Below are 20,048 nucleotides of genomic sequence, written 5' to 3' on the forward strand. Positions count from 1 at the left end.
GGACACGCAATGACACTCAGCTTCGATCCGAACTCGATTTCCCTGCCCATGGGGCATTTCATCGGCGGCCGGCTGGTTCCGGCCGAAGCCGTCATCGATATGAATCGGCCGTCCGACGGCAAGGCCTATGCCGGCTGTCCGCTTGCCGACGCGGCCCTTGTCGACCAAGCCGTGGAGACGGCAAGGGAGGCGTTAGATAGAAGCAATTGGGGCGGCGTGCGGCCGCGCGAGCGCACCAAGGCGTTGCAGCGCTGGGCGGATCTGATCGAAGCCGAGGCGGAGACACTCGCCAGGCTTGAGGCTCTCTCCTCAACCCGCCCCGTCGGCCATCTCGTCGCCGGCGATATCGCCGTCACCGCCGAGCAGATCCGCTTTTTTGCCGAATTCGCCGACAAGGAAGGCGGCGATCTCGTCCCGACCGACGACGCGAATTTCGGCATGATCGTGACGGAACCCTATGGCGTCGTCGGCGCCATCACGCCCTGGAATTTCCCTCTGTCGATGGCAGGCTGGAAGCTTGCTCCGGCACTGGCGGCGGGTAATGCCGTGGTGCTGAAGCCGTCGGAGATGACGCCGTTTTCGACACTCTATCTTGCCGAGCTTTCGGTGCGGGCCGGCCTGCCCGCCGGCGTCGTCAACGTCGTGCTGGGTGACGGGCCGATCACCGGCACCGCCATCACCGGGCACCCGGGGATTTCCAAAGTGAGCTTCACCGGCTCGACGACGGCCGGCGCGGCTATCATGGCCAATATTGCCCGTACGGGCGTGAAGCCGATGACGCTGGAGCTCGGCGGCAAGAGCCCGCAGCTGGTCTTCGCGGATGCCGATCTCGATCTTGCGGCAGGCGCCATCGCCGCCAGCATTTTGTCCAACGCCGGTCAGGCCTGCATATGCGGATCCCGCCTCATCGTCGAGGCGAAGGTGGCGGATGCGCTCGCGGCAGCACTGCTTTCCAGACTGACGGCGATCCGCCCTGGACCGACCTGGGAGGAAACCACCGATTATTCGCCCGTTATCTCGGAGCGGCAGATCGCCCGCATGGACGGCATCATCCGCGCCGCGATCGACAACGGCGCCGAATGCCTTACAGGTGGGGGCCGGCTCGACCGTGAGGGTTATTTCTACGCACCGACGCTGATTTCAGGCGTGACGGCAACATCGCCCGCGGTTCTCGAAGAAATCTTCGGACCGGTCCTGACCATCCAGACCTTCGAGGATGAGGAGGAGGCGCTAGGGCTGGCCGACCACCCATCCTATGGGCTGGCCGCCGGCCTCTTCACCCGCGATCTCTCGCGCGCGATCCGCCTCACCCGCCGCCTGCAGGCCGGCACCGTCTGGGTCAACCGATACGGCCGATCACGCGACCATATCCTGCCGACCGGCGGCTACAAGCAGTCCGGCATCGGCAAGGATCTCGGTCGCGAAGCCTATCACGCCAACCGCAAGAGCAAGAGCGTGCTCATCAGCCTTTAAGGAGCTCAGATGAAGACCTACAGGATTGCCCTTCTGCCAGGAGACGGCATCGGCCGCGACGTGACCGACGCTGCCTGGGCCGTGCTCGAAAAGACAGCCGGATCGAGCGGGTTTTCTCTTGAAGCAACCCGCTATCCCTGGTCCTGCGACTACTATTTCGAAAACGGCAGCATGATGCCCGCCGACGGGATCGAGACGCTGAGGTCCTTCGACGCCATCCTGCTCGGCGCCGTCGGCTGGCCCAGCAAGGTGCCGGATTCCGTGTCGCTGCATGGATTGCTGCTGCCCATCCGCAAGGCTTTCGTGCAATATGCCAACATCCGCCCGCACCGGCTGCTGCCGGGCGTGCAGGGGCCGCTGCGGTCCGAGAGCTTCGACATCCTCTGCATCCGCGAAAATACCGAGGGCGAATATTCCGGCGCCGGCGGCCGCGTTCATCAGGGCACGGACAGCGAGGTGGCAGTGGAAACTTCCATCTTCACCCGCAAGGGGGTCGAACGCATCCTGCGTTTCGGTTTCGAGCAAGCACGCGCGCGGCGCGGCAAACTCGCCTCGGTGACGAAGTCAAACGCGCAGAAATATTCGATGGTCTTTTGGGACGAGATCACCCACAGGCTCTCGGCAGAATATCCGGATATCGAGGTGACGAGCTACCACATCGACGCCATGGCCGCCCGTATGGTCATGGCGCCTGAGAGCCTCGATGTCGTGGTTGCATCCAACCTGTTCGGCGACATTCTGACCGACCTTGGCGCTGCCATCCAGGGCGGGCTCGGCTTTGCGGCATCCGCCAACATCAATCCCGATCGCCAGGCGCCGTCCATGTTCGAACCGGTCCACGGCTCCGCGCCCGATATCGCTCATCTCGGAATTGCCAATCCGATCGCTGCCATCTGGTCGGGCGCGATGATGCTCGAACATCTCGGGGAAGCGGCCGCCGCCGGAAGGGTAATGGCTGCCATCGAGGCGACGACGGCGCGCGGCATCGGCGCTGTTCCCGGCAAGGACAAGACGGAGGCGATCACGGCATCGGCGCTTTCGGCACTCGACTAGAGCACGTCGCACAAATTGCGCCGCGGTTTTGCGCCCGGAATTGTGGAGAGGACGCTTTGATGAAAGAGGACAAGATGAACGGATTGAGGGATGGAAGCCTGCTGCGCCGGCAGGGGCTCATCGACGGAGAATGGTGCGGGGGCGCAGCTGGGCGCACGATCGAGGTAATCGATCCGGCGACGCAGCACGTGCTGGGCAGCGTGCCCGACATGGACGGAGCCGACACACGGGCCGCTATCATGGCGGCAGAAAAAGCTTTTGGTCCATGGCGGGCAAAGACCCATGCCGAGCGCGCGGCCCTGCTCGAGGCCTGGCACGACCTGATGCTCGACAATATCGAGGACCTGGCCCTGATCCTGACCACGGAACAGGGAAAGCCGCTGACGGAAGCCCGGGGCGAAATCCGCTACGGCGCCTCATTCATCAAATGGTTTTCCGAGGAAGCACGCCGCATCGGCGGAACGACCATCCCCTCGCCCACCGCGGCCCGGCGGATCGTCGTTCTGAAGGAGCCCGTCGGCGTATCGGCGATCATCACGCCGTGGAATTTTCCCAATGCGATGATCACTCGCAAGGTGGGGCCGGCGCTTGCGGCTGGTTGCACGGTCGTCATCAAGCCATCGGAGCTGACCCCGTTTTCGGCGCTGGCGCTCGCCGTACTGGCAGAGCGCGCCGGCATTCCCAAGGGCGTGATCAACATCGTCACCGGCATGCCGGCAGCAATCGGCGACGAACTGATGACGAACCAGACCGTCCGCAAGATCTCTTTCACCGGCTCGACCCGCGTCGGATCGCTGCTGATGCGCGGCGCCGCTGACAGCATCAAGCGGCTCAGTCTCGAACTCGGCGGCAACGCGCCTTTCATCGTGTTCGACGATGCCGATCTCGATCTCGCCGTGGAAGGCGCTATCGCGTCTAAATTCCGGAATGGTGGGCAGACGTGCGTTTGCGCCAACCGTCTTCTTGTTCAGTCCGGCGTCTACGATGCCTTTGCCGCCAAACTCGGCGCGCGGGTGTCTGCTATGAAGGTCGGGGCAGGCACGGAGGCCGGAACGGATATCGGGCCAATGATCAACAATGCAGCGATCGAGAAGATCAAGCGTCACGTGGACGATGCGGTGGAAAAGGGAGCCAAGATCCTCGCCACCGCCGGTTCTATGCCGGGCGGCGATCAATATGCGGCGCCTATGGTGCTTGGCGGCGCGACCACCGACATGCAGCTTGCCAGCGAAGAGACATTCGGACCGGTTGCCCCGCTGTTCCGGTTCGACACCGAGGAAGAGGCGATCCGCATTGCAAATTCCACCCCCTACGGCCTTGCCGCCTATTTCTACACCGAGAGCCTGAAACGGTCCTGGCGCGTCGGCGAGGCGCTCGAATTCGGCATGATCGGTCTGAACACCGGCGCCATCTCGACCGAGGTCGCTCCGTTCGGCGGCGTCAAGCAATCCGGCCTCGGGCGTGAGGGCGCCCAATGCGGCATTGAGGAATATCTGGAAATGAAGAGCTTCCATATTGGCGGGCTCTCCTGACCGTCAAAAAAGCAAAGGGCGCCGGAAGATCATTCCGGTGCCTTCCTAAACGATGTCCCAAGCTTAGATCTTGGATTCTGCTGGTTTCGCACCGCCGCAAGGGCTTGCCATACACGCCCGACCGGCTGAACCGCTCTCGCCATGCCGCGTTTACATGAAGCGATCAAGTGTCTTGTAATAGAGCCCGACGACCGGCAGGAACCACGGCTTGCCGAAATGACCGGGAACGGCAGGCCATTCGAGGCCTTTTACCGGATTGCGATCCGCCTTGCCCATGATGGCATCGGCGATGATCATGCCGAGATGGGTGGAGAGCTGGGCGCCGTGGCCGGAATAGCCCATGGCGTACCAAACGCCGTCGACATAGCCGGCGCGGGGATAACGGTCTTTCGTCATGTCGACGAGCCCGCCCCAGCAATAATCGATCTCGATGCCGGCAAGCTGCGGGAAGATTTCAGCCAGGCTGGCGCGCAGAATATCGCCGCTCTTTGCATCCGACCGCTGATCCGAGGTGGCGGAAAAGCGTGCGCGCCCGCCGAAGATCAGCCGCTTGTCGGGCGAGAGCCGGAAATAGTTGCCGATGTTCATCGAAGTGACACAGGTCCGGTTTCCCGGCATCGTCGCTGCGATTTCGGCGTCGCTCAGCGGATGCGTGGCGAGCAGGAAGCTGCCGACGGAAATGATCCGGCGGCGGAAATAGCCGAAGAGCGACGGCGTGTAGGCGCCTGTCGCCACCAGCACATGGTCGGCGGTGACGGTGCCCCGCGCCGTCTCCAGGCTGTGGCGGCTGTTGCCTTGCCTGTGGCCGGTCACGGCGGCCTTTTCGAAAATGACGCCGCCGTGGCGGACGGCCGCGGTGGCAAGCCCGGCAACATAGCGGCCCATATGCATCATCGCGCTCTTCTTCGAGAGCATGGCGCCATGGAAGGGCGAGCCGACCTCACTCTTCAAGTCATGCGCCGAAAGAAGCGCCGTCTCCGGATCGACCTCTTTATGTACAGCCTCGAAGTTGCGGGCAATGGCATCGAAATGCTGCGGCTTGGAGGCAAGCTTCAGCTTCCCGGCGCGACGGAAATTGCAGTCGATTCCCTCCTCGGCGATGATCGTCTCAATCGTGTCGATGGACTCATCGAATGCCCGATAGAGCGCGACAGCCCTCTGAGCGCCGAGCGCTGACTTGGCGGACAGGAAGCTGTGGGCTAGTCCGTTGTTGAGGTGGCCGCCGTTGCGTCCCGATGCCCCCCAGCCCACGCGTTCGGCCTCCAGCACGACGACCTTGACGCCGGCTTTTGCAAGCTGGCGCGCTGCCGCAAGCCCGGTAAAACCGGCGCCGATGACGGCGACATCATAATGTCCTTCGACAGGACCTTGAGCCGCATCGGCAAAAGGGCGGGCCGTGTCGTGCCAGTAGGATTGGAACTGCATCCGCTTGTCTCCGTCAGAGGCCGACCACACCAGGCAAACCGGAGATATCGGGAATTTCGACATAGCCGTAAAAGGGATTGGCCGGCTCGTGACCGCGATTGACCCAGACCTTGTTCTTGATGCCGAGATCGTGGGCCGACATCAGATCGTAGCGGAAGGAGGACGAGCAATGAAGCACGTCCTGCGGTCCGCAGCCGAGCATGTCGAACATATATTCGAAGGCCTGGAAACGCGGTTTATAGGCATTTGCCTGTTGCGCGGTATAGACCGCATGGAAGGGCGCGCCGAGCTTTTCGACATTCGACATGATCTGCGCGTCCATGGCGTTGGACAGGATGACCAAAGGAATTTCCTTGGCAACTCTGGCAAGGCCCTCGGGTACGTCGCGATGCGGCCCCCAGGTCGGAACGCGCTCGTAAACCATTTGCGCTGCTTCGTCGCGAAATGTCACGCCGATACGCTTGCAAGTCCGCTCGAGCGAATTGTGCACCGCCTCCGCATAGGGCTTCCAGGCGCCCATGATCTCGTCGAGGCGATAGGCGGCGAAATTCCTGACGAACTCCGCCATGCGCGGTTCGTCGAGCTGGTCGCCGTAGAGATCGCGTGCCGCTTCCGCCATCTGGAAGTTGGTGAGCGTGCCGTAGCAGTCGAAGGTGATGTATTTCGGGCGGAACTTCGTCATCTGCGTATCCTTGAATGATTGGAACCGGGATGTTTCACAATCATAGGCACCGCTTTATCCGCGGCTTACCTGAATTGGCGGCATCGGAAGCAGAATCTATCGTATAGAAAGCGGCGTTTGGCAGAAGGTTGCGTGCTGTCGGGTTCAATCGTGATCGTGGTCATGATGCGACGGAAGATCGAGGCCGAAGGTATTGACGAGATCGGCCACCTGAGCCGGGCTGAGGAACCGGGGATTGAGGTTGCGCAACAGCAGATAGAGCTTCGCCGTTTCCTCCAGTTCCTCGGTCGCGAAGACCGCCGCCTCCAGGCTGTCACCGGCGACAACAGGTCCATGATTGGCGAGAAGCACCGATGAATATTTGCCGGCCAGCCCCCGGATTGCATCGGCCACAGCGGGATCCCCGGGGCGATAATACGGCACCAAAGCGGTCTCGCCGGCGCGCATGAGATAATATGGTGTGATCGGCGGCAGGGCCGCACGCGGATCGATCTCCGGCAGCATGGTCAGCGCCACCGCATGGGTGGAGTGAAGATGAACGATGGCGCGGGCGCTGCCGCGTGTCTCGTAGAGGGCGGTGTGAAGCGGGATTTCCTTGGTCGGCTTGTCGCCGGACAGCAACCGCCCCTCCGCGTCGAGCCTGGATATCCGGGCCGGGTCGAGAAAACCGAGCGAGGCGTTGGTCGGCGTCACCAACCAGCCGCCGTCCTCCAGCCGCAACGATATGTTGCCGGACGAACCGGGCGTCAGCCCGCGCTCGAACAACGAGCGACCGTATCGGCAGATTTCCTCACGCAGGCGCGCGTCGGACATGGCGGTTCCTCCAATGTTACGCAGTTGCCCCTTCGATCAGTTCAAAACCGAGATCGATGGCTTGCGGCGGCGCGTTGGCGACGACCAGCTGCGCGGCGATCTGCCCCGTCGCCACACGCGGTGTCCGGATGGTCGATAAGGGTTGCGGTATTGCCCGGCCGATATCGAGGCCGTTATAGCCGAAAATGGCGAGCTGCGAGGGGATGGCGATCCCTTGGGCGAGACAGTGAAAATAACCCCCGAGCGCCATGTCGTCGTTGGAAAAGTAGACCGCATCGAGGTCGGTTGCTCGTGCCAGCAGTCGCTCCAGCCCCTGCTTGCCGTTTTCCACTGACGAAGCGCCCGCCACGATTTCGCGAGCGATGAGCGGAGTTCCGTTGGCGTCGAGAGTGTCACAGAAACTCGAAAAACGCTTGCCGGCGCGGGTGTCGCGGTCCAGGTCGTGACCGACATAGCCGATCCGCTGATAGCCCCGCCTGATCAGGAAGGCGGCGCTCTCCCGCCCGGCCGCGCGGTTCGAGAAGCCGACGGCGATATCGAGAGCATCGCCGTCCAGGTCAAGCAGTTCCACAACCCGGCATCCACTGGCGCGCAACATCTTCGCCGTGCCGTCGGTGTGCTCGTACCCCGCCAGCATCACCGCCGCCGGCCGCCAGGCAAGCATCGCGGTTGCGAGCGACTCCTCCTTGCCCGGATCATAGTCCGTCACCGAAAAAACCGCCTGATAGTGGTTTTCTTCCAGAACGGCGCTCGCTCCACGCAGCACGTCGGAAAATACGATATTGGACAGTGAGGGTATGACGAAGGCGACAAGACGGGAACCGGTTGAGGCAAGCGTTCCGGCGATCCGGTTCGGGACATAACCCAGCCGCTCGACGGCGGCCATCACTCGCTCCCGCGTTCTGCCGGAAAACGAACCGTGGTTGCGCAGCACGCGCGACACCGTGCTCTCGCCGACGCCGGCCGCTTGCGCGACCTCTGCAAGGGTCACCGTCGCCTGATGTTTGAATTCCATGGTCAATTTTGTATCCGATATCAGCAGGCTTTCAGGCGCGCCACCGAACGCCGGGGCGCCGTCGCCGGCATTTCCATTTTTCACCACTTCCGGCAAGAAGCAACATATTTTTGGCAGCGCTGCCAATTTACCATTGGCAGCGTCCCGGTTATGATTTAGAAAGAATGGCAGCGCTGCCAAAAGAGGCGCGACCGGAGGATATTCCCATGACACCGCTTGCTGACAACTCGGGCCTTACCGTCACTGCGGCCGTCATCGGCCTTGGTTCGATGGGAATGGGAATGGCCCTGTCCATGAGGCGCGCAGGTCTCGACGTCGTCGGATATGACATAACGCCGGCGGCAGTAGACCGCTTCGTCGCCGAAGGCGGACGTGGCGCGTCATCCCCCGCCGACGCCGCCAAGAATGCCGACATCGTCGTCTCCGTGGTGGTCAACGGCGCGCAGACAGAAGCCGTGCTGTTCGGGCCTCACGGCATTGCGGCTACGATGAAGGCCGGCGCTGTCTTCATTTCGTCGGCGACGATGGACCCCGCCGTCGCGCGCGATCTGGCGGGGCGGGCCGAGACCCTCGGTCTGCACTATCTCGATGCGCCGATATCGGGCGGCGCGGCCAAGGCGGCGCTTGGCGAGCTGACGATCATGGCGTCCGGCTCCAGGCAGGCTTTCGATGCGGCGCGGTCTGGTCTCGACGCCATGGCCGGCAAGGTCTACGAGCTCGGCGACGCGGCCGGTACGGGCGCCGCCTTCAAGATGATCAACCAGCTTCTCGCCGGCGTGCATATCGCAGCCGCATGTGAGGCCATAAGCTTTGCGGCCAAGCAGGGCCTCGACCTCGACAAGGTCTATGAGGTGATCACCGCTTCGGCCGGCAATTCGTGGATGTTCGAAAACCGCGTGCCGCATGTGCTGGCTGGAGACTATACGCCGCTCAGCAGCATCGAGATTTTCGTCAAGGATCTCGGCATCGTCCAGGATATGGCGCGCTCCGAGCGCTACCCGGCCCCGCTCGCGGCAGCGGCCCTGCAGATGTATCTGGCCGCTGCAGGCGCCGGCATGGGCCGGGACGACGACTCCTCGCTCGCGCGGCTCTATGCCAAACTTTCCGGCGCTGAATTGCCCGGTTCCAACGAAAAGCCGCAGAGCCTGTAAAAAGGAACGCTAGACATGCCGGTTTTTGCCGCCAACCTGACGATGATGTTCAACGAATGGGCATTCCTCGACCGCTTCGACGCTGCAGCCGATGCCGGCTTTGCCGCCGTCGAATACCTCTTTCCCTATGAAGCCACGCCGGAGACAATTGCCGAGCGGCTTGCCCGCAACAATCTGCAGCAGGCCTTGTTCAATCTGCCGCCGGGCGACTGGGCAGCAGGCGAGCGTGGCATTGCCGCCCTTCCCGGACGGTTCGATGCGCTGAAAGCCGATGTCGACAAGGCACTGGACTACGCGGCAGCGACGGGGGTCGGACGATTGCACCTGATGGCGGGCATCGCCGACCGTAACGACGAAGAAGCCGCCTCCCGGTACCGGCGCTCCGTCACCTATACGGCCGAGCGGCTTGCGGAAAAGGGCATCGATCTCCTGCTCGAGCCGATCAACGGGCGAAACATGCCGGGATATTTCCTCAACGACTTCGGCGCAGCCGAGCGGCTGATTGCCGAATGCGGCCTGCCGAATCTGAAGCTGCAGTTCGACATCTATCATCGGCAGATCATCCATGGCGACGTCGTCATGGCGCTGCGGCGCCTGCTGCCGATCACCGGCCATATCCAGATCGCCAGCGTGCCGTCACGCAACGAGCCCGATGGGGAGGAGATGAACTATCCCTATCTGTTCGGCGAAATCGACCGTCTGGGCTACGGCGGCTTCGTCGGCTGCGAATACATCCCGCGCAGCCACACGCTGGACGGTCTTGGCTGGTTTAAACCTTTTGCACGGAGCTAGACGATGGCCGTTTCTCTCGGATCAATCGCTGACGACTACACGGGCGCCTCCGACCTCGCCAATACGCTGACAAAGAATGGCCTGCGCACGGTGCAGACGGTCGGCATCCCTGATCCATCGCTGGCACTGCCCGACGTCGATGCCGTCGTCGTTTCCCTGAAAATCCGCTCGGTCCCTGCCGCTGAGGCCGTGACGGCTGCAACGGAAGCCGAGCGATGGCTGCGCCATCGAGGCGCGAGCCACGTGCTTTACAAAATCTGCTCGACTTTCGATTCCACCGATGCTGGCAATATCGGCCCCGTCACCGAGGCCTTGCGCGATGCTGCCGGCGGCGGCAGCGTGCTGGTTACACCAGCCTTTCCGGAAACGGGGCGTACCGTCTATCTCGGCCATCTCTTCGTCGGCGGCCAACCATTGAACGAAAGCCCGCTCAAGGATCACCCTCTCAACCCGATGCACGACTCCAATCTCGTGCGGGTTCTTACTCGGCAATCGCGAGGCGCCGTCGGCTTGGTCGATTTGGCAGCCATCGCGGCCGGCCCTGCCGCCGCCAGGGCGAGGCTCGATGCGTTACGCACGACAGGCGTGACCTTGGCTATCGCCGACGCGATTTTCGAAACGGATCTCGAAACGCTCGGCGAGATCGCGCTCGAAATGCCGGTATCGACCGGTGCCTCCGGCCTTGGCCTCGGCCTTGCCCGGGCGCTCGTCCGTTCCGGCCGCATATCCGGCGGCGCAACAGCTGAAGACATTATTCGCCCTGTCGGCGGGTTTTCGGCGATCGTTGCCGGCAGCTGTTCGAAGGCAACGCTACGCCAGCTCGAGGTCGCCGAACGGTCGATGCCTGTGCTGCGGCTTGATCCGGAGCGGCTAATGTCTGGTCCGGATGAGATCGCCGCCGCTATTTCCTGGGCCGGAGACCGCATCTCCGCCGGTCCCGTCATAGTCGCCGCGAGCGGGACGCCGGAAACGGTATCCCGGCTGCAATCGCAATATGGGCGGGAGGCCTCCGGCCACGCGATCGAGACGGCGACCTCGATCATAGCAGCCGAACTGGTTGAGCGAGGCGTGCGGCGCCTGGTGGTCGCCGGCGGCGAAACTTCCGGAGCAGCCGTCGACAGGCTCGCCATCCCGGCATTTCTGATCGGCCCCGAGATTGCTCCGGGCGTGCCGGTGCTGCGTACCGTCGGCAATCGGCAGGGCGACATGCTTCTGGCATTGAAATCAGGAAACTTCGGTGGCGACGACTTCTTTGCGGCAGCGCTGGCAATGATGCACTGACCTGCCCCGACGAGCCGAGCCATTTTGGCCCCGAGCCGGTTTGGATAGCGTGGATATCGTTCGGCTCTAGCATAAGATGCGGCAGCCCCTTGGCGTAATGCTATAAGATACTGCCTGAACCGCGGCCTTCAGATGATCTGCCCGCCGGGGCTCCGGCAGACTTGCGGGCACGACATGAAGGACGGCCCGATGCAAACACGTCAGATCGAAATCGCTGCATTTACCCCAGATCATCTGGAAGCAGCCGTTGCGCTCTCCAGGCAGGCTGGCTGGCCGCATCGGCCGCAGGACTGGCAGATGGCGCTCGCGTTGAGCGAAGGCGTGGTCGCAATCGAAAACGACAGGGTCGTCGGCACCGTGCTCGTCACACCTTACAAGCAAGATTGCGCGACCATCAACATGGTCATCGTCGGCGAAGCCCTGCGCGGCCGTGGCCTCGGCCGCCGGCTGATGGATGCCGCGTTGCGAATCGCAGGCGACCGGCAGCTGCGGCTGGTCGCGACAACGGCGGGCCTGTCGCTCTACCAGAAGCTCGGCTTTCATGAAACCGGGACCGTGGCGCAGCACCAAGGCCTCGCGGGAGAAATCGACGCACCGGCCGGCACGAGCGCCGCCACCACCGGCGATCTCCCGGCCATCATGACGCTCGACCGCCTTGCCTTCGGCGCCGACCGCGAAGGGCTACTCTCCTATCTCGCAAGGATCGGCGAATTCGCCGTCATTCGCCGCGACGGCGACATTTCGGGCTTCGCCTGCGTTCGTCCCTTCGGGCGCGGCGAGGTGATCGGACCCGTGGTCGCCGCGGATATCGAGGACGCCAGGAAACTCATCGAACATCACATCGCCGGTCGTCCGGGAAGGTTCCTCAGGGTGGACACGACTGCCGAAGCCGGACTCTCCCCATGGCTCGCCACACACGGGCTCGCCCATGTCGGTGGTGGCATCGCCATGAGAAAGCCATCGGCCGGCGACCTCGCCGCCCGGACCGCCACCATCTTTGCCCTTGCCAACCAGGCCCTCGGCTGATCCGGAGATCCCATGTACAGCAACTCGCTCATCGAACTCGATCGTGCCCATCTCATTCATCCGGTGGCATCTTACCGCAGCCATGAAAAACACGGCGTGCGGGTGCTCACCTCAGCCAAGGGAGCGACAGTCACAGACGCCTCGGGCAAACAATTGATCGACGGTTTCGCCGGCCTCTGGTGCGTCAATGCGGGTTACGGCCACGACAGCATCGTCGAGGCGGCGGCCAGGCAGATGCGGGAGCTTCCCTATGCAACGGCCTATTTCGGCCTCGGCTCCGAGCCTGCAATCCGGCTCGCCTCCGAGCTTGCCGACCGGGCGCCGGGCGACCTCAACCATGTCTACTTCACGCTCGGCGGCTCCGACGCGGTGGACAGCACGGTTCGCTTCATTCGCTACTACTGGAATGCCCGAGGACGGCCCGAACGCGATCAGTTCATTTCGGTCGAACAGGGTTATCACGGTTCCTCGACGGTGGGTGCGGGCCTGACCGCCTTGCCTGCCTTCCATGCCGGCTTCGGTCTTCCTTTCGATTGGCAGCATAAAATTCCGTCCCATTACGCCTACCGCAACCCTGTTGGCGATAGCCCCCAGGCGATCATCGAGGCTTCGCTCACGGCACTGAAAAGCAAGATCGAAGCGATCGGGCCGGACCGCGTCGCCGCCTTCTACGTCGAACCGATCCAGGGTTCTGGCGGCGTGCTTGTGCCGCCGAAAGGGTGGCTTAGGGCAATGCGGGAATTCTGCCGCGAGCACGACATCCTTTTTGTCGCCGATGAGGTGATCACCGGCTTTGGCCGGACCGGGCCCCTTTTTGCCTGTAGTGAGGAAGAGGTCGTGCCTGATCTTATGACGACCGCCAAAGGCCTCACCTCCGGCTACGTCCCAATGGGCGCCGTCTTCATGGCCGATCACGTGTACGAGACGATCGCCGACGGGGCAGGCGCCACCGCGATTGGTCATGGCTTTACCTATTCGGCCCACCCTGTCAGCGCCGCCGTCGGCCTCCAAGTCTTGAAGCTCTACGAAAACGGCCTTCTCGACAATGGCGTCAAGGCCGGGAAGCGGCTGATGCAGGGACTGGAATCGCTGAGGGACCACCCGCTCGTCGGCGATGTCCGCGGGCGCGGCATGCTCGCTGCCATCGAACTCGTGGTCGACAAAGTCAACAGGACGCCGCTGCCGGCATCCGCCGAGCCGGCGCGCCGCATCTTCGATCGCGCCTGGGAAAATGGCCTCGTCATCCGCGCGTTCGGCAACGGCGTGCTTGGCTACGCGCCGCCGCTATGCTGCACCGAAACCGAAATCGATGCGATCGTCGATCGCACGCGTTTGACGCTGGACGAGACGGTGGAGGACCCGGATGTGCGTCGGGCGCTGCGGACTTGAGAATACTGCGGAAGGGTCAGATTCGGTATTTTGTGCCGCCTCATGCGGTTTATTCGGCGAATCCGGCGCGGTGCAGGTGACAAACTGAAACGAACAAAGACCGGGATCCCAGCGGATGCGGTCTTCCATACAAGAGCGGGACAATAAGCCCGCCGGCGGAACAGAAAATTCTTCTTTGAGAAGCCGCGCTCCCATCGGAGCCGAACACTGGGGAATTCACGTGAACAAGAGCCTTCCCGAATTCAAGTACATGACCTTCGATGTCGTCGGCACGCTTATCGACTTCGAGGGCGGACTCAAAGCCTGCCTTGCCGAGATCGCCGCCGAAACAGGAAGTGAAATCGATGGCGAGCGAGCGCTTAGCCTCTATCGCGAGGCCCGCTACTCCGACGACGCCGACCTCTTTCCTGACGACCTGGTGCGCGTCTACCTGGCGATCGCGCCGAAGCTCGGCCTGCCCAACGATCGCAAATACGGCGAACGTTTGCGGGGCTCGGCAAAGAGCTGGAAAGGTTTCGCAGACAGCGCCGCGGCACTGGCAGAGCTCGCGAAAGATTACCGCCTCGTGGCGATGACCAACGCCCGCCGCTGGGCATTTGAATTCTTCGAGAAGGAGCTCGGCAATCCCTTCCACGCGGCCTTCACCGCCGACGATACTGGCACGGAGAAGCCCGATCCCGCATTCTTCGAGAAGGTATTCGACTACGTCGCCTCGGAAGGACATTCAAAAGATGACATCCTGCATGTCGCCCAGAGCCAGTATCACGACATCGGAATATCCCGGAAACTCGGCCTGACCAATTGCTGGATCGAGCGACGGCATGCCCAGAAAGGCTACGGCGGCACGATCGAGCCGGCCGAGTTCACTGCACCCGACTATCATTTCACGTCGATGGCAGGCCTCGCAGAGGCCGCGGCCGCCGCGCGCGCATGACTTTTAACACCGGACCGGGCTCGCCTAGCAAGGCAGCCCCGTCACAGAAGAAAAGGGGAATGAGATGAACGACAAGATCACCAATTGGACCAGATCCGACGACGCGATGATCGAAACCGCCATCCGTCGTGGCGCAACTCGTCGCGAGCTGCTGCATATGATGCTTGCGGGTGGCGTTGCCATGTCCGCCGGCGGGCTTGTGCTCGGCCGCGCCGGCAAGGCGCTCGCTGCCACGCCCGTTTCCGGCGGAGCGCTCAAGGCGGCCGGCTGGTCGTCCTCGACCGCCGATACCCTCGATCCTGCCAAGGCGTCGCTCTCTACCGATTATGTCCGCTGCTGTTCCTTCTATAACCGCCTGACCTTCCTCGATAAGAGCGGTACGCCGCAGATGGAGCTCGCAGAGGCGATCGAATCCAAGGATGCCAAGACCTGGACGGTCAAGCTGAAGAAGGGCGTCACCTTCCACGACGGCAAGCCGCTAACGGCCGATGACGTGGTTTTCTCGCTGAAACGTCATCTCGACCCCTCGGTGGGCTCGAAGGTCGCCAAGATCGCCGCCCAGATGACCGACTTCAAAGCGGTCGACAAGCAGACCGTCGAGATCACTCTCGCCAGCGCGAATGCCGACCTGCCGACCATCCTGTCCATGCATCACTTCATGATCGTCGCCGACGGTACGACCGACTTTACGAAGGCCAACGGCACCGGCGCTTTCGTCAAGGAAGTGTTCGAACCGGGCGTTCGCTCGGTCGGAATCAAGAATAAGAACTACTGGAAATCGGGTCCGAACGTCGACTCGTTCGAATATTTCGCTATCAGCGACGACAACGCCCGCGTCAACGCGTTGCTTGCGGGCGATATTCATCTCGCCTCCGCGATAAATCCCCGTTCCATGCGCCTCGTCGAGGCACAGGGCGACGGCTTCACATTGTCGAAGACAACCTCCGGCAACTATACCAATCTCAACATGCGACTGGACATGGCGCCCGGCAACAAGCGGGATTTCGTCGAGGGAATGAAATATCTGGTCAACCGTGAACAGATCGTCAAATCGGCGTTGCGCGGTCTCGGCGAGGTCGGCAATGACCAACCCGTCTCCCCGGTAAACTTCTACCGCAATACAGAGCTGAAGGCCCGGGACTTCGACCCTGAAAAGGCGAAGTTCCACTTCCAGAAGGCAGGCGTCCTCGGACAATCCATTCCGATCATCGCCTCCGATGCGGCAAACTCTTCAATCGACATGGCCATGATCATCCAGGCCGCCGGTGCCGAAATCGGCATGAAGCTCGATGTCCAGAGAGTGCCGGCCGATGGTTACTGGGACAATTACTGGCTCAAGGCACCGATCCATTTCGGCAATATCAACCCGCGGCCGACCCCAGATATCCTCTTCTCCCTGCTTTACACCTCGGACGCTCCGTGGAACGAAAGCCATTACAAATCTGAGAAGTTCGACAAAATGCTGATCGAGGCGCGCGGCTCTCTCGATCAGGACAAGCGCAGGGCAATTTACAACGAGATGCAGGGCATGGTCGCCCAAGAAGCTGGTACTATCATTCCGGCCTATCTCTCGAATGTCGATGCCACAACGGTCAAACTCAAGGGCCTGGAACCCAATCCCCTCGGCGGCCAGATGGGATATGCTTTCGCCGAGTATGTATGGCTTGAAGCGTGACGCAGCACAGGAGACTGGGGCTGCAGCCGCGCCCCAGTCCTTCATGTGCATAGACGCAACTCAACTCGAACTTAGAGGGAAGACGCCCGTGAACCGCCAGGTCTTATCCCTTGTACTGGGCAGATTGTTCGTCGCTGTGGTCACCCTGGTGATCGTCTCCTTCGCCGTCTTCTTCGCGACAATGCTACTGCCAGGAGATACGGCGTCAATCCTGCTTGGACAGGCCGCCACTCCGGAAGCCGTCGAAGGCCTGCGCAAGGCCATGCATCTCGATGAACCGGCGCTCTTTCGCTTCTTGCGCTGGTTGGTTGGACTGCTGCAAGGCGACCTCGGAACGTCCTACGCCAACGAAATGCCGATCGCTGCTCTCATTGCCGGCCGCTTCGTCAACACGCTGAAGTTGGCGGGCGTCACCGCGCTTTTCTCCGTGCCGATCGCGCTCACGCTCGGGATTACTGCGGCGATGCTGCGCGGCACTCTTTACGACCGGATCGTCACGGTGATCACCATCGGCGTCATCTCCGTACCGGAATTCATGGTCGCGACCTCTGCTGCGCTCATCTTCGCCGTCTATCTGAAATGGCTGCCGGCACTATCTTTCGCCAATGAAGTCCACAGTCTGGCTGACCTTCTGCGTGTCTATGCCATGCCGGTGATCACCCTCACCTTCGTGGTCTCGGCCCAGATGATTCGCATGACGCGCGCGGCTGTTATCGAGACTCTCAATACGCCCTATGTCGAGATGGCATTGCTCAAAGGAGCCTCGCGGCCGCGCATCGTCTTTCGACATGCGCTGCCGAATGCGCTCGGCCCGATCGTCAATGCGGTTGCGCTTTCACTTTCCTATCTAATCGGAGGCGTCATCATCGTCGAGACTATTTTCAACTATCCCGGTATCGCCAAGCTGATGCTGGATGCCGTCGCCACCCGCGATCTGCCGCTGATCCAGAGCTGCGCAATGATCTTCTGTCTTGGCTACCTGCTGCTGATCACCATCGCCGATATCATCGCCATCCTTTCAAACCCGAGGCTACGATGACCATGTCCCATTCAGAAACTGCTTCCGGCCGGCTGTCCGGAACCCGGTTCGGCTATCGCTTCAACATCGTCGGCGCGATCGGCCTCGCCATCATCCTCTCGTGGGCTCTCGTCGCAATCTTTGCGCCGCTGATTATCCCCTATCCGGTCGGCGAGATCGTCGATCTCGACTATTTCGGCCCGATGAGCCGTGAACTCTGGCTCGGCTCCGATTATCTCGGCCGCGACATGCTCTCGCGGATACTGATGGGCGCGCGGTACACGGTCGGGATCTCGCTCGCGGCGGTTACGATCGCCTGCTTCAACGGCGTAGTGCTCGGCATGATCGCAGCGGTCGCCGGGGGCTGGCTGGACACAATCCTCAGCCGGTTCCTCGACGCTCTCAACTCCATCCCGAGCAAGCTGTTCGGACTGGTGGTCGTGGCTGCCGTCGGTTCCTCGGTCCCGGTGCTGATCATGACCTTGTCGGTGATTTACATTCCAGGCGCCTACCGCTTCGCGCGCGCACTCGCCGTCAACATCAATGCGATGGATTTCATCACGGTCGCGCGCATTCGAGGTGAAAGCACCCTCTATCTCATTCGCTCGGAGATCCTGCCCAACATTGTCGGGCCGGTGCTTGCCGACCTTGGCATTCGTTTCGTCTTCATCGTTCTGCTGCTGTCCGGACTGTCGTTCCTCGGCCTCGGCGTCCAGCCTCCCTATGCCGATTGGGGAGCACTCGTACGCGAGAATATCGGCGGCCTGCCGTTCGGCGCGCCGGCGGTGATGTTTCCCTCATTTGCCATCGCCAGCCTCACCATCAGCGTCAATCTGCTGATCGACAACCTGCCGCAGAAAATCCGCGACCGGAGCGAGTCATGAGACATTTCATCGAAATCCGAGATCTCAAGGTCGATGCAACCACAGATTCCGGCCGACGCGTCGAAATCATCAAGGGCGTCAGCCTCGACATCGCCGAGGGCGAGATCGTCGCGCTGATCGGCGAGAGCGGCTCGGGTAAGACGACGATCGCGCTGACCCTCATGGGTCATACTCGTCCGGGCTGTCGCATCTCCGGCGGCAGTGTTTCGGTCGACGGCAAGGATTTGGTTAGGCTGAGCGAAAAGCAGCGCGCCAAACTGCGCGGCACCGAGGTCGCCTATGTACCGCAGTCGGCCGCCGCCGCCTTCAACCCGGCCACGCCGATCATGGATCAGGTAATCGAGGTTACGCGAATTCATCAGCTGATGTCGCCGGAAGAGGCCCGCGCCCGAGCGATCGAACTCTTCCGGGCGCTGTCCCTGCCCGAACCGGAAACGATCGGCAGCCGCTATCCGCACCAGGTTTCCGGCGGGCAGCTGCAGCGCCTGGCAGCCGCCATGGCGCTGATTGGCAATCCATCGCTCGTCATCTTCGACGAGCCGACGACGGCGCTGGACGTCACGACCCAGATCGAAGTGCTGCGCGCCTTCAAGTCGGTCATGAAGAAGGGCGGCATATCAGGCGTCTATGTCTCGCACGACCTTGCCGTTGTCGCACAGATCGCCGACCGAATCGTCGTGTTGAAAGGAGGAGAGATCCAGGAAATCGGCACCACCGAAGAAATCCTCAACGATGCCAAGCATCCCTATACTCGGCAGCTGCTCGCCGCCTTCGAGCCGAAGCCGCGCGGCCCTGCAGGTGCTACCGAGGGTGCAACGGCGCCGCTCCTGAAGATCGAGGACGTCGTTGCGGGTTACGGGCAGCCCCAGGCTGACGGCCTCCCGCTTGTTCGCGCGGTCGAGCACGTAAGCCTGACCGTGGAAAGAGGACGCAACCTTGGCATCATCGGGGAATCCGGATGTGGCAAGTCGACACTTGCCCGCACCATCGCCGGCATCCTGCCGGCCGCAGTCGGCAAGATCGTCTTCGACGGTACGGAATTGCGCCACAACGCCCGTGAGCGCTCGCGCAATGAGTTGCGGGAGATGCAGATCGTCTTCCAATATGCCGATACCGCTCTCAACCCGGCGAAATCTGTCGAGGACATCCTGGCCAGGCCGCTGGTCTTTTACCACGGCATGGATCGAAAGGCACGGAGCGCCCGGATTGATCAATTGCTCGACATGGTGCACCTGCCCCGCAACCTGCGTCATCGCCGACCCGGCGAACTCTCGGGCGGGCAGAAGCAGCGTGTCAACTTCGCCCGGGCGCTTGCCGCCGATCCGAAGCTGATCCTCTGCGACGAGATCACGTCGGCGCTCGACACGGTGGTCGCCGCCGCAGTCATCGATCTGCTCAAGGAGTTGCAACGCGAACTCGGCCTCTCCTACATCTTCATCAGCCACGACCTCTCGGTGGTAGAGGCGATCTGCGACGAAATCGTAGTGATGTACGGAGGGCGTAAGGTCGAGGAAATCACCTCCTCGACGGGGAAGGCGCCGCAACACCCCTACTCACAACTGCTCTTTTCATCGGTGCCAACGCTCGATCCGGCTTGGCTCGACCGGCTCCAGCAGGATCCGGAACTTGTGCGGACCTATTGCCGGCGCTGAGCCACAGCCGCTGCGGCGGTTGCGGCAAACTGCCTTTTTCAGCCGACGCCGCGCGGCCTGAGGCTCGAAGCCTTCTTTGGTCAATGCTTTAGAGTCAGGATTGCAAAGCATCGAGACGGTCGGTTCGAACTGCTAAAAACCGCTAGAGCATGCTGTTTTCATACGGAAGCATAGCCTGAGTTTGTGAGATAGTTGGCGCATTCGGCCGGCGAGAATGCGTCGAGCAATTCACCGGCCTTGCGCCATGTTGCTT

Annotated in this window: 17 protein-coding genes; 13 read left to right on the forward strand and 4 right to left on the reverse strand. The window is 62.1% G+C overall.

What is annotated here, in order from left to right; genetic code table 11:
- The first annotated feature begins 9 nt into the window (after nt 1-9).
- The 3 genes from QWJ46_RS14920 to QWJ46_RS14930 all read left to right on the forward strand — a co-directional run bounded on the left by QWJ46_RS14920 (nt 10) and on the right by QWJ46_RS14930 (nt 4,058).
- Nucleotides 10-1,473 (forward strand): aldehyde dehydrogenase, encoded by a 1,464-nt coding sequence (locus tag QWJ46_RS14920; protein WP_302751853.1) that lies wholly within the window; start codon nt 10-12, stop codon nt 1,471-1,473.
- Nucleotides 1,474-1,482: 9 nt separating this feature from the next.
- The gene (locus QWJ46_RS14925) at nt 1,483-2,526 is read left to right on the forward strand and encodes a tartrate dehydrogenase (protein WP_302751854.1); all 1,044 of its coding nucleotides are present in this window, start codon (nt 1,483-1,485) and stop codon (nt 2,524-2,526) included.
- Nucleotides 2,527-2,600: 74 nt separating this feature from the next.
- Nucleotides 2,601-4,058 (forward strand): NAD-dependent succinate-semialdehyde dehydrogenase, encoded by a 1,458-nt coding sequence (locus QWJ46_RS14930; protein ID WP_302751875.1) that lies wholly within the window; start codon nt 2,601-2,603, stop codon nt 4,056-4,058.
- Between the two features lie 150 nt (nt 4,059-4,208).
- On the opposite strand, the gene QWJ46_RS14935 is transcribed toward QWJ46_RS14930, so the two are convergent.
- The 4 genes from QWJ46_RS14935 to QWJ46_RS14950 all read right to left on the reverse strand — a co-directional run bounded on the left by QWJ46_RS14935 (nt 4,209) and on the right by QWJ46_RS14950 (nt 7,993).
- Nucleotides 4,209-5,483, reverse strand: coding sequence for an FAD-binding oxidoreductase (locus QWJ46_RS14935; protein ID WP_302751855.1), 1,275 nt, complete (start codon nt 5,481-5,483; stop codon nt 4,209-4,211).
- 13 nt (nt 5,484-5,496) lie between these two features.
- The gene (locus tag QWJ46_RS14940; RefSeq protein ID WP_302751856.1) at nt 5,497-6,165 is read right to left on the reverse strand and encodes a haloacid dehalogenase type II; all 669 of its coding nucleotides are present in this window, start codon (nt 6,163-6,165) and stop codon (nt 5,497-5,499) included.
- A gap of 144 nt (nt 6,166-6,309) precedes the next feature.
- On the reverse strand, nt 6,310-6,978 hold the full coding sequence (locus QWJ46_RS14945) for an aldolase (RefSeq protein WP_302751857.1): 669 nt from the start codon (nt 6,976-6,978) through the stop codon (nt 6,310-6,312).
- A gap of 16 nt (nt 6,979-6,994) precedes the next feature.
- On the reverse strand, nt 6,995-7,993 hold the full coding sequence (locus QWJ46_RS14950) for a LacI family DNA-binding transcriptional regulator (RefSeq protein ID WP_302751876.1): 999 nt from the start codon (nt 7,991-7,993) through the stop codon (nt 6,995-6,997).
- Between the two features lie 206 nt (nt 7,994-8,199).
- On the opposite strand from QWJ46_RS14950, the gene ltnD reads away from it, so the two are divergent.
- The 10 genes from ltnD (at nt 8,200) to QWJ46_RS15000 (ending at nt 19,795) form a co-directional block, all read left to right on the forward strand.
- Entirely contained in the window at nt 8,200-9,144 is a 945-nt protein-coding gene (gene ltnD, locus QWJ46_RS14955) for an L-threonate dehydrogenase (protein ID WP_302751858.1), read from the forward strand.
- Between the two features lie 15 nt (nt 9,145-9,159).
- Nucleotides 9,160-9,936: a 2-oxo-tetronate isomerase gene (otnI, locus tag QWJ46_RS14960; protein WP_302751859.1), complete on the forward strand. Its 777-nt coding sequence runs from the start codon at nt 9,160-9,162 to the stop codon at nt 9,934-9,936.
- Nucleotides 9,937-9,939: 3 nt separating this feature from the next.
- Nucleotides 9,940-11,217 carry a 3-oxo-tetronate kinase gene (gene otnK, locus QWJ46_RS14965; protein ID WP_302751860.1) on the forward strand — a complete coding sequence of 426 codons (1,278 nt, stop codon included), beginning with the start codon at nt 9,940-9,942 and terminating at the stop codon, nt 11,215-11,217.
- Between the two features lie 189 nt (nt 11,218-11,406).
- Nucleotides 11,407-12,243 (forward strand): GNAT family N-acetyltransferase, encoded by an 837-nt coding sequence (locus QWJ46_RS14970; RefSeq protein ID WP_302751861.1) that lies wholly within the window; start codon nt 11,407-11,409, stop codon nt 12,241-12,243.
- Nucleotides 12,244-12,255: 12 nt separating this feature from the next.
- Entirely contained in the window at nt 12,256-13,632 is a 1,377-nt protein-coding gene (locus QWJ46_RS14975) for an aspartate aminotransferase family protein (protein ID WP_302751862.1), read from the forward strand.
- A gap of 220 nt (nt 13,633-13,852) precedes the next feature.
- Nucleotides 13,853-14,566 (forward strand): HAD-IA family hydrolase, encoded by a 714-nt coding sequence (locus QWJ46_RS14980; protein ID WP_302751864.1) that lies wholly within the window; start codon nt 13,853-13,855, stop codon nt 14,564-14,566.
- 64 nt (nt 14,567-14,630) lie between these two features.
- Entirely contained in the window at nt 14,631-16,241 is a 1,611-nt protein-coding gene (locus QWJ46_RS14985; RefSeq protein WP_302751865.1) for an ABC transporter substrate-binding protein, read from the forward strand.
- Between the two features lie 88 nt (nt 16,242-16,329).
- Nucleotides 16,330-17,280 (forward strand): ABC transporter permease, encoded by a 951-nt coding sequence (locus tag QWJ46_RS14990; protein WP_184456197.1) that lies wholly within the window; start codon nt 16,330-16,332, stop codon nt 17,278-17,280.
- A complete protein-coding gene (locus QWJ46_RS14995; protein WP_302751866.1) occupies nt 17,277-18,143 on the forward strand; it encodes an ABC transporter permease in 867 nt (288 codons plus the stop codon). The genes QWJ46_RS14990 and QWJ46_RS14995 overlap by 4 nt, the downstream gene beginning before the upstream one ends.
- The gene (locus tag QWJ46_RS15000) at nt 18,140-19,795 is read left to right on the forward strand and encodes an ABC transporter ATP-binding protein (protein WP_302751867.1); all 1,656 of its coding nucleotides are present in this window, start codon (nt 18,140-18,142) and stop codon (nt 19,793-19,795) included. Before QWJ46_RS14995 ends, QWJ46_RS15000 begins: the two co-directional genes overlap by 4 nt.
- Nucleotides 19,796-20,048 lie beyond the last annotated feature (253 nt).

Origin of the sequence: Rhizobium sp. CBN3 (assembly GCF_030518245.1) — a bacterium.
Taxonomy (GTDB): Bacteria; Pseudomonadota; Alphaproteobacteria; order Rhizobiales; family Rhizobiaceae; genus Rhizobium; species Rhizobium aethiopicum_A.